At 61.1% G+C, this 9,665-nt stretch carries 12 protein-coding genes and 1 tRNA gene; 5 read left to right on the top strand and 8 right to left on the bottom strand.

What is annotated here, in order from left to right:
* Positions 1–112: 112 nt before the first annotated feature.
* The 5 genes from CHC01_RS33330 to CHC01_RS18475 form a co-directional block, all read right to left on the bottom strand.
* A complete protein-coding gene (locus CHC01_RS33330; RefSeq protein WP_283805461.1) occupies positions 113–1,069 on the bottom strand; it encodes a FecR family protein in 957 nt (318 codons plus the stop codon).
* 75 nt (positions 1,070–1,144) lie between these two features.
* Positions 1,145–1,696 carry an RNA polymerase sigma factor gene (locus tag CHC01_RS18490; protein WP_089265757.1) on the bottom strand — a complete coding sequence of 184 codons (552 nt, stop codon included), beginning with the start codon at positions 1,694–1,696 and terminating at the stop codon, positions 1,145–1,147.
* 124 nt (positions 1,697–1,820) lie between these two features.
* The gene (locus tag CHC01_RS18485; RefSeq protein ID WP_089265756.1) at positions 1,821–2,522 is read right to left on the bottom strand and encodes an STN domain-containing protein; all 702 of its coding nucleotides are present in this window, start codon (positions 2,520–2,522) and stop codon (positions 1,821–1,823) included.
* 421 nt (positions 2,523–2,943) lie between these two features.
* Positions 2,944–3,020: transfer RNA gene (locus CHC01_RS18480), tRNA-Met, on the bottom strand.
* A gap of 283 nt (positions 3,021–3,303) precedes the next feature.
* Positions 3,304–4,065: an SDR family oxidoreductase gene (locus CHC01_RS18475; RefSeq protein ID WP_089265755.1), complete on the bottom strand. Its 762-nt coding sequence runs from the start codon at positions 4,063–4,065 to the stop codon at positions 3,304–3,306.
* A 111-nt stretch (positions 4,066–4,176) separates the two neighbouring features.
* Here CHC01_RS18475 and CHC01_RS18470 point away from each other — a divergent pair, with 111 nt between their 5' ends.
* Positions 4,177–4,692 (top strand): CvpA family protein, encoded by a 516-nt coding sequence (locus CHC01_RS18470; protein ID WP_089265754.1) that lies wholly within the window; start codon positions 4,177–4,179, stop codon positions 4,690–4,692.
* Between the two features lie 86 nt (positions 4,693–4,778).
* Entirely contained in the window at positions 4,779–5,561 is a 783-nt protein-coding gene (locus tag CHC01_RS18465; RefSeq protein WP_089265753.1) for an SDR family oxidoreductase, read from the top strand.
* Positions 5,562–5,633: 72 nt separating this feature from the next.
* Here the strand turns inward: CHC01_RS18465 and CHC01_RS18460 are convergent, their stop codons facing one another.
* Positions 5,634–6,047: a DUF3775 domain-containing protein gene (locus CHC01_RS18460; protein ID WP_089266221.1), complete on the bottom strand. Its 414-nt coding sequence runs from the start codon at positions 6,045–6,047 to the stop codon at positions 5,634–5,636.
* Positions 6,048–6,176: 129 nt separating this feature from the next.
* On the opposite strand from CHC01_RS18460, the gene CHC01_RS18455 reads away from it, so the two are divergent.
* The 3 genes from CHC01_RS18455 to CHC01_RS18445 all read left to right on the top strand — a co-directional run bounded on the left by CHC01_RS18455 (position 6,177) and on the right by CHC01_RS18445 (position 8,707).
* Complete coding sequence (locus CHC01_RS18455) at positions 6,177–7,028, top strand: MBL fold metallo-hydrolase (protein ID WP_089265752.1); 852 nt, start codon at positions 6,177–6,179, stop codon at positions 7,026–7,028.
* Positions 7,029–7,117: 89 nt separating this feature from the next.
* The gene (locus CHC01_RS18450) at positions 7,118–7,960 is read left to right on the top strand and encodes a fumarylacetoacetate hydrolase family protein (protein ID WP_089265751.1); all 843 of its coding nucleotides are present in this window, start codon (positions 7,118–7,120) and stop codon (positions 7,958–7,960) included.
* 129 nt (positions 7,961–8,089) lie between these two features.
* Positions 8,090–8,707: a glutathione S-transferase family protein gene (locus CHC01_RS18445; RefSeq protein WP_089265750.1), complete on the top strand. Its 618-nt coding sequence runs from the start codon at positions 8,090–8,092 to the stop codon at positions 8,705–8,707.
* 79 nt (positions 8,708–8,786) lie between these two features.
* Here CHC01_RS18445 and CHC01_RS18440 read toward each other — a convergent pair whose 3' ends face one another.
* Together CHC01_RS18440 and CHC01_RS18435 are read right to left on the bottom strand one after the other, a co-directional pair.
* Positions 8,787–9,329 (bottom strand): methylated-DNA--[protein]-cysteine S-methyltransferase, encoded by a 543-nt coding sequence (locus CHC01_RS18440; RefSeq protein ID WP_089266220.1) that lies wholly within the window; start codon positions 9,327–9,329, stop codon positions 8,787–8,789.
* Positions 9,330–9,434: 105 nt separating this feature from the next.
* A complete protein-coding gene (locus CHC01_RS18435; protein ID WP_068729147.1) occupies positions 9,435–9,638 on the bottom strand; it encodes a hypothetical protein in 204 nt (67 codons plus the stop codon).
* Positions 9,639–9,665 lie beyond the last annotated feature (27 nt).

The raw sequence follows: 9,665 nt of genomic DNA, 5'->3' as shown, positions 1-9,665 counted from the left end.
TCGCGAGGTTGAACGTGAGATGTCAGCGGGTTTGCACCCCTTCACCTCTAAGACCGCCACCCTGCGATCGAGTCCGAACCACGCGCCGCAACTTTTCTGAAAAAATCTGAGATCAGCTGAGCAGAACCATTCCGCCCGGGAGGCGGCGCAGCCGTGCGCTGAAGGTCTGCGCGAGATTGACGACGGCTTCATCAATGCGGCTAAGTTGAAATGTCGCAACAACGTCACGTTCGCCGAGTCTATCGTTCAACAGTACGATCTTTCCTGGCCGATAGCGGTTGAGTTCCTGCACAACACGCGCAAACGGCTCGTGGCGGAAGATTAATTGTCCGCGCTCCCATGCCGAGGCGACGGCAACGTCGATCGGAGCCACCGGCCTGAATCCGTTGTCGTCGTAGACAACCTGTTGCCCGGTGAGCACCTCGACGAGTTGATCGTGGCGGTTGACCCTGACGGCTCCCTCCAAACATGTCACGCAGACCGAAGTCTGATCCCTGCGCATATTGAAGCGGGCGGAAGATGCCGTCACGCGACCGTTGGCAGCAAAGACCTCGAAAGAGGCTTTCGCCGTCACGGCTGCTTCGCCGTCGATCAACTCGAATGCGCGCGTGCCGGCTGCTCCGGAGCGGATGTCGATGCTCGTCTGGGTATTCATGACGATAGAGACGTCGTCCGCCAATGCGATCGTCTGACGCTCGCCTGTTCCCGTCCGATAGTCGGCCGTCAATTCGCCGGGTGACGGCCATAGGCGAAATGGCGGCCGTGACCCGACATAACCGACAGCTGCAACGGAAGCTGCCAGCGCCCCGCCAAGAAATGCGCGGCGGCCGAGCTTCACATTCCGACGGCTTACGATGACGCTTGTAGCGACCTGGGCTTGCACAGCAGAGATTTTCGCGCGCTCACGCACCATATCGCCCGCCGGACCCAGCACCTCCCACAGAAGCTTCGCTTCAGCAAAGGCCTGACGATGGGCGGAGCTTTGGCTACGCCATCGCTGCAGGGCAGCGGCGTCTTCGCTGGTCGCCTCTCCTGACGCCAATCGGACCAGCCATACGGTGGCCTCCACGGCGAGTGGGCCATCGCCGCTCGTCGCTGAAATGTCGCCCGATGGATTAGATGTCGCGTCGCGCACGATGTTCCCTCAATCCTTAGACGCCACAGGGTGGCCGGGACCGAACTTGTGCGACAGATTTATTTCGAGGTGTTCGCGGCAATGGTCGAGCGCCTGTTTGAGCTCTCGCTCGACCATCCGCGTCGAAATCCCGAACTGCGCCGCAATGTCGGAAATCGCCCGTCCCTCTGTGCGCGCAGCCAGAAAGATCGTGCGGCGGCGATCTGGCAGTTGCTCCAGCGCCTGGACAAGCTGACGCATTGACGACCGGCCGGCAGCGACGCGTTCGGGATCGAGTTCGTCATGCTCCAGTTTGAGCAGCAGCTCGACCTCCGATCGATCGAGCCGCCGGGCCTCCGAGCGGCGGCGATCGGCAGCGATATTGAGCGCAATCCTGAAAAGATAGCTCCTTGGATGCTGAATGGCGCCAGGCTCTTCTATCCGGCCAAGGCGCAAATACGCTTCCTGCAAGACATCGTCGGCAGCGTCAGGAGAGCCAAGGCGTCGCGCAAGTTTGCTTCGCAACGGACCGTAGTCGTCCAGCAATGTCTGCAACAACAGCGCCTGCCCGCTCACTCTCATACGATGGTCATTCCAACTCGAAACAGGCGCGAATGCGTGCGGCCCGCTCAAGCCTTCGGCCGAGCGAGGACACTTATGCGCCACGTCCCTTTATGGAAATATTGTGACAGGACGTTATCGCCTGTCACGGCTTCCGGCCGTCCAGTCCCGCCGGCACGGCTTGGTGCGGATTACAATCACCACTATCCTGTGAAGATCGCGGCAAGATCACCATGATCACCGGCTGCGGCAGCCCTTCTGGCGGCTTGCTCGCTGAAATGCCTTGCAGCACGTCGCGAATACGGAGGTCGCGGTCTCGATCGCCCGTCGAGCTGAGCAGGTCCACACGTTCGGGACGCCCCTGCTCCGTTATCCACATCCGCAAAGCGAGCCGATAGTTTCCGATGCCCGGGTCCGCTGCTGCACAGAGCGATTTCACGACCCTGCGCTGCAACTCAGTGGAATAGTGGCGACGAAGCTCCTCGCTTTTTGGCCCCGACAACGCTTCCGTCACCAATAGCGAGCCCATCCCCGTCGCGCGGACAACAAGTCCAGTCCCGGCCAGCACGGTTTTTAACGCATCTTCCGCCGTATACGCCCCCGAAATGCTCCTGGCGCGGCGGCCGGCCACGACCTGTCCGTCAGCAAAAATCTGGACGCCGGTCACGACGCCAAGCTGGTAGATGGCTTCATCCACTGATTGGGGCGGCATATCGATCTGCCATTGCGTGGCGGCCTGATGCGGCGCGGCGGCCGGATCACTGGCAGCAACGGCTGCGCTCGGGGCCGCCATCAACAATCCAAGGACGACTACAACGAAGGCGGCATTTTCCAGATGCGATGGCATCACGCTCCCTTGCCGAGCCCTCGATCAGACGGAGAAGTTCGTCCGCAGATGATCTCGCCGATGCGATGTCGTTAATGCAATCGCAAAAACATGCTGACAGGACGCTTACAGGTCACGGTCTCAGCCATCAAGCGCGGCACGCGCAACGCCGACATTGTCAAATCTTCCAATGCCATTCTTTGACGTTTTGCAGCTCAGATGCGTTTGTATCGACCGCCCCGATGCTTCCCTCAGAATCGCGTCCTCGACACGACGAAATGCGCAGTCGTTGTGGTTCGCTGCTGTGCCTACACCATCTACATACTTGGTTGCGGGGTGACCTGAGCCAACGGGCTAAATCATTGATGTTACTGGTGCCGATTCCAGCATCAAAAACAAAGCCCAACAATCCATTGAGATTGCTGGGCTTTGTTTAATGGTTTGGTTGCGGGGATAGGATTTGAACCTATGACCTTCAGGTTATGAGCCTGACGAGCTACCGGGCTGCTCCACCCCGCGCCAAACCTTTCGGAAAACCAGAGACGAAACGAAGTCGGCCAACGCCAAGGCGTCGATCGATCCCAGTCCGGAGGCTTCCTGAGAAGGCAACCGGGGCAAAGCCCTCGGTGCGAGGGGTATGTACCAATGCCTGCCTGCTTTGGAAAGGGGCAGCGGCGATCTTTTTGCGCTTTTATGACGGTCCGGGAAAACGACAATCTGCCCTGTTTCGGCACAACCCGGCACGACCCGGATGCAACCGCCGAAACCGGCGTTTCAGGCCCGCTGGACGGGCTCTGGCGGCCTAATTCAGCAAAAAGCCGCCATCCACGGTCACGGTACTGCCGGTCATGTAACGCGATGCCTGCGAGGCCAGCAGCAGAATGGCACCGTCGAGATCGCTCTCATGACCGACCCGGCGCTGCGCGATGCGCTTGACCAGCTTCTCGCCCACGGGCGTGTCCCACGCGGCGTGGTTGATGTCGGTATCGATATAGCCCGGCGCCAGCGCATTGACGCGAATGCGGTGCGCGGCGAGTTCCAGCGCCAGTGCCCTGGTCGCCTGCACGATGCCGGCTTTCGAGATCGCATAAGGCGACACCGCCTTGGTCAGCCCGAATCCGAGGACGGAAGCGATATTGACGATATTGCCCTCCACTTTATGCGCGATCATGCGGCGCGCGGCTTCGGTCGCCGCGAAATAGGCGCCCTTGAGATTGGCCCCGATGACCGCGTCCCAATCCGCCTCAGTCTGATCGATGGCCATCTTCTCCACCGCGATGCCGGCATTGTTGATCAACACGCTGACCGGCCCGAGCACAGCTTCAACGGCATCGAACGCGTTTGCGATCGAGGCATTGTCGGTGACGTCCATCGACACCGCGACAGCGCGCCCCCCCTTGTCCGTGATTTCCTTCTGAAGGCTCTCTAGCTTGCCCATCTGCCGCGCTGCGAGCACCACAGCTGCACCATGCGCGGACAGCACGCGCGCAAATTGTCGGCCGAGGCCCTGCGAGGCTCCGGTGATGAGGATGGTTTCTTTACTGACGTCAAATATCCCGGACATGGCATTTCCCTTTGATTTTGCCCTAGTGATACCCGGCCTTGCCGCGATCGCAAACCGCCGCGCTCCGCCGATTTCTTTGACGCGGAATTGCCGCATGGGGACGAAGCCGCGATGAACAGTTTCGATGTCGTCGTTTATGTCGGCCTGATCGTCGCCATGGTCATCGGCTTCCGCGCCGGCCTCTTGCGCAGCGCCGTGACCATCCTGGGCTATCTGCTGGCCATGCCGATCGCCGTCTGGATCACAGGGCTGATCGCGCCGCAACTATCCGGCAGCGCCGCCGCTTCGACCACGCAAAATTCATTGCTGTTCTTCGCGATCTTCCTGGTGTCAGGCATCGTGCTCGGTTCGCTGCTGCGCATGGCAATCAACGACGTGATCGGCCACGAGATCGGCATCGGCGACCGGCTCGGCGGCGCTTTGCTCGGCGCCATTCGCGTCGGCCTGATCGCGGTGACGCTGGTGCTGATCTTCGACCAGCTTGTGCCGGCCGACAGGCAGCCGGCCTATATGACCGGGTCGCAGCTGCGGCCCCTGCTCTCGCTGGCCGGGCAGAAGGGCGTCAAATCGCTGCCGCCGGACGTGACTGCCACCATCGAGCAATGGAAACGCGCGCACCGGCTCTGACGTCGGTGCCCTTATCAGGCCGCTTGCGACGAGCTAGACTGGCCCCCTCTTTTCTTCGCCAATTCGACAACTTCAGGAGTGATATCGTGGATCTTGGAATCAAAGGCCGCCGCGCGCTTGTCTGCGCATCCAGCAAGGGCCTCGGCCGTGGCTGCGCCGAAGCGCTGGCCGCAGAAGGCGTGCATGTCACGATGACTGCACGCGGCGGCGACGTGCTGGCGGCAGCCGCTGCCGATATCCGCAAGGCCCATCCGGGCGTCGAGGTCACCGAAGTCGTCGGTGACATCACCACGGTCGAAGGCCGCGAAGCTGCGCTGAAGGCAGCCGGCCAGATCGACATCCTCATCAACAATGCCGGCGGCCCGCCACCCGGCGATTTCCGCAACTGGACCCGCGACGACTGGCTCAAGGCCATCGATGCCAACATGCTGACCCCGATCGAGCTGATCAAGGCGACGGTGGACGGCATGATGGAGCGCAAGTTCGGCCGCATCGTCAACATCACCTCGGCCGCCGTGAAGGCGCCGATCGATGTGCTCGGCCTGTCGAACGGCGCGCGCAGCGGCCTGACCGGCTTCATCGCCGGCCTGTCGCGCAAGACCGTGCGTGCGAATGTCACCATCAACGGCCTGCTGCCCGGCCCATTCAACACCGACCGCCTGAAGGGCGTTGCCGCCGGCCAGGTCAAGGCGACAGGTCTTTCGGTCGATGAGATCCTGGCCAAGCGCGCGGCCGAAAATCCGTCGGGTCGCTTCGGTGAAGCCGATGAATTCGGGCAGGCATGTGCCTGGCTGTGCAGTTCGAAATCCGGCTTCATCACCGGCCAGAACATCGTGCTCGATGGCGGCGCTTTCCCCGGCACGATGTAAGCGGCGATATCTCAAGACGCGAAAAGGCGATCGGCTCGCATGCCGATCGCCTTTTGTTTTTGTGTTACGCGCTCAATGGACCGGCGTGGTGCGTTCGCTGGACCAATCGACGCCGAATTCTTCCAGGCCTTCGGCGAGGAGATCGCCGAGCAAAGGCTCGCCGAGCAGATAGCGCGCGGTGCGCCCGTTGCGGCCTTCTGCGGCTTCGCGGCGCAAGTCGCTCCATTCCTCGATAGTGGCGTCGCCGCGTCCCAGCCGCATCAGGGCGACGAGGTCGATCTGCTCGTCCTCGGTGAGCGCGCTGATGAAGCCCGCGATTTCCCGCGCCACGGGATCTTCGCCATTGTCCTCCAACACATCGATCATATCGTCGTCCGCGCCATTGGAGCCGGAATCGGGATCCGAGGCGATATCCTTGGCATCGAACTGCCGGGCCTTCTCGATCAGAAAGCCCACTTTCTCGGATGAAATCGCTAGTTCTGGCATCGCACGCTCCTCGCTGCAGGGCCCGGTGTTCCACTCTGACAACGCGCAGCCCCGCGAGATGATCCATTGCGCGCCACGCCGGAAACCCGCATCTTTCAGCCCTAAAAAGAACAATGGGGTGAACGCCTGATGCAATGGACGGTCGGCAAAGTCAGGATCACGCAGATCATCGAAGGCGAGACGATTGGCAGCACACGCTTCATTCTCCCGCAGGTCGGCCCCGATGAGGTCCATGCGCTGCCGTGGCTGATGCCGGAATTTGCAACTCCTGAAGGCCGGCTGAAAATGTCGATCCATGCGCTGGTGGTGGAAACGCCGACGCAAAGGATCATAGTCGATACGTGTCTCGGCAACGACAAGCAGGGCCGTTCGGTGCCGACCTGGAATAATCTGCACACGCCGTTCCTCGAAAACATGACGGCGGCGGGCCTCGCGCCGGACAGTATCGACACGGTGCTGTGCACCCATCTGCATGTCGATCATGTCGGCTGGAATACAAAACTGGTCGCCGGCCAATGGACGCCGACATTCCCGAATGCACGCTATGTGTTCGGGCAGCACGAATACAACTACTGGGCGGCGCATAGCGATACGGCGCCGCATCTCGCCGTGTTCAACGATTCCGTAAAGCCGATCGCCGATGCGGGGCTGATGGATCTCGTTGCCAGCGATGCGCAACTCTCGGACGAGGTTACGCTGATCCCGACACCGGGCCACAGCCCCGGCCATATGAGCGTGCATATCAAATCCGCAGGCGAGGAAGCGCTGCTGACCGGCGACGCCGCACATCATCCGGTGCAGATGGCGCATCTCGACTGGTCGTCCACGGCGGATGCCGATCCCCTGCAATCCGCCGTATCGCGGCGCGCATTGTTCTCGCGTTTTGCGGATACGCCGACACTGGTGATCGGCGGTCACTTCGGTGCCGGCCACATCATGCGCGAGGGCGATGCTTTCAGATTTGCCGCGCTGCAGCACTGATTTTTGCGGCTCTGACCTTTCTGTCGCGCGGTTGAATTTCCCCGCGCCCTGTTCCACAACCTTTCAGGCAAGCCCCAAGGGAGACGACAATGAAGCTCGTAAGATACGGCGCGTTCGGCAGCGAAAAGCCGGGACTGATCGACAAGGACGGCAAGCTGCGCGACCTCTCCGGCCAGGTGAAGGATCTGGCTGACGATGCATTTGCGCCCGCCAATCTTGCCAAGCTCGCTGCGCTCGACCCGGCATCGCTGCCTGCCGTGAGCGGTTCGCCGCGCATCGGTTCGCCCGTCGGCGGCAAGCCGAAATTCATCGCCATCGGCCTGAACTATGCGGATCATGCGGCGGAATCCGGCATGCCGATTCCGTCAGAGCCCATTGTCTTCATGAAGGCGCTCAACAGCCTGTGCGGCCCCAATGACGACGTGGAAAAGCCCCGCGGCTCGACCAAACTCGACTGGGAAGTCGAACTCGCCATCGTCATCGGCACCAAAGCCAAATATGTGACCGAAGCCGATGCGCTGAAATATGTCGCCGGCTACAGCGTCTGCAATGACGTTTCCGAGCGCTTCTTCCAGATCGAGCGCGGCGGCCAGTGGACCAAGGGCAAGTCGCACGACACGTTCGGCCCGCTCGGCCCGTGGCTGGTGACATCAGATGAAGTCGGCGACGTGCACAAGCTCAGCATGTATCTCGACGTCAATGGCAAGCGCTGCCAGACCGGCTCGACCGCGACCATGATCTTCAATGTGCCGCAGATCGTGTCGTATCTGTCCGGCATGATGACGCTGATGCCCGGTGACATCATCACCACGGGCACGCCGCCCGGCGTCGGCCTCGGCATGAAGCCGCCGAAATTCCTCGAAGTCGGCGACGTCATGACGCTCGGCATCGAGAAGCTCGGCGAGCAGAAACAGAAAGTGGTTGCGGCTTAAGGCGTATCACTGTCCTCGTCATTGCGAGGAGCGAAAGCGACGAAGCAATCCAGAAGGCCACAAAGCAAGGACTGGATTGCTTCGCTGCGCTCGCAATGACGACCAATAGAACTGAGGAAAGGACCAAAAATGAAGCTGACTTTTTCTCCGGGTTCGCCCTTCGCACGCAAGGTTCGCATTGCCGCGATCGAACTCGGACTGATCGACAAGATCGAACTCACGCCTGCCGCTGTCGCACCCACCCAGAAAAACGAAGCCTATTCGCATGACATCAGCCCGGTCAGGAAGTTGCCTGCGCTGATCCTCGACGATGGCAATGTCATCGTCGATTCCTATGTCATCACCGAATATCTCGACGAGCTCGCCGGCGGCGGCAAACTGATCCCGGCCTCGGGTCCGGCGCGCTGGAAGGTGAAGAGCGAGCATTCAATGCTGCAGGGCATGACGGATGCGATGCTGCTGTGCCGCTATGAGGTCGGCGTGCGCCCCAAAGAGTTTCTGTGGCAGGCTTGGTATGACGATCAGTGGGATCGCGCATGGCAAGGGCTCGCACGTTTCGAAAATCATCCGGACATCCTGACGCGTCCGATGGATGCGGCGCAGATCGCGCTCGTCTGTGTGCTCGGTTATGCCGACTTCCGCTTCCCGGATTGCGGATGGCGCAAGGCGTTTCCGAAACTCGACGCTTTCCACGACAAGATGCTGCAGCGGGAATCGGTCAAGATCTCCGTTCCGCCAAAGGGTTAGGATCGAAAAGCGGCCTGACGCAATTTCACGTCAGCTTGCGAAAATCCTGCGTCAGGCCTGCGGCAATCTTGCGGCAGGTCTAATCGAACAGCGAGGGCGTGTGATTCACATACGCGCCCTCGATGGCGAGCATCTTGAGCTTGGTCTCGACGCCGCCATTGGCCGAAAATCCGCCTGGCTTGCCGCCGGCAGCCAGCACCCGGTGACACGGCACGATCACCGGACACGGATTCTGCCCCATCGCCTGCCCGACATTGCGTGACAGTTCGACACCGCCGAGCTTCTTGGCGATATCGCCATAAGTCAGCGTTGCGCCCGGCGGGATCTGGCGGGCAATCGCATAGACGTTGCGATTGAATTCGGGGACGTCGCTGAGATCGAGATCGATATCGAGAAGATCGACCGGCTTGCCGCTCATCAGTTCGACGATACCGTCGATGGCGGCCTGTATCGCCGGCGGCGGTGCGGCTTCGACGATATCCGCATGGCGCTGCTTGATGCGCACGCGGGTCTGTTTTTCGTCCGGCTGCGGCAATTGCACGGCAACGATGCCGCGATCGGCCCATGCAATGCCGCAACGGCCGATGGCGGTGTCGAAGAGAGTGAACTGAACGTCGGTCATATGAGCCTCCATCGATCGCATCAGCATCCGATGTGGTGAGGTCCGGAGTTTGCGACGATCTTCAGCCATTCGCCACCCGATTCCGGAGTGGCAAACAGCTTTGTCTCAGCTCTGCTCGCGCGACGGCATGGAGGCGGCCTTGTGGATGAAAGCCTGGCCGAGCATGTCGAGGATTTCCTTGGTGGCCACGAACATGAACACACCCGCCTCGGTGTCGAAGGAGATTCCGACCACGGTCGGATCGGGCTGGAAGTCCAACAGGCTGTAGCCCTTCAGCGGGAGGGCGGGAACTTCTTTCGGATTCGACATGTCGGTCTCCCGCGTCAGTGAAAGGCT

The organism is Tardiphaga sp. OK246 (assembly GCF_900188215.1).
Classification (GTDB): domain Bacteria; phylum Pseudomonadota; class Alphaproteobacteria; order Rhizobiales; family Xanthobacteraceae; genus Tardiphaga; species Tardiphaga robiniae.
This window is presented reverse-complemented; position numbering and strand designations above follow the sequence as displayed.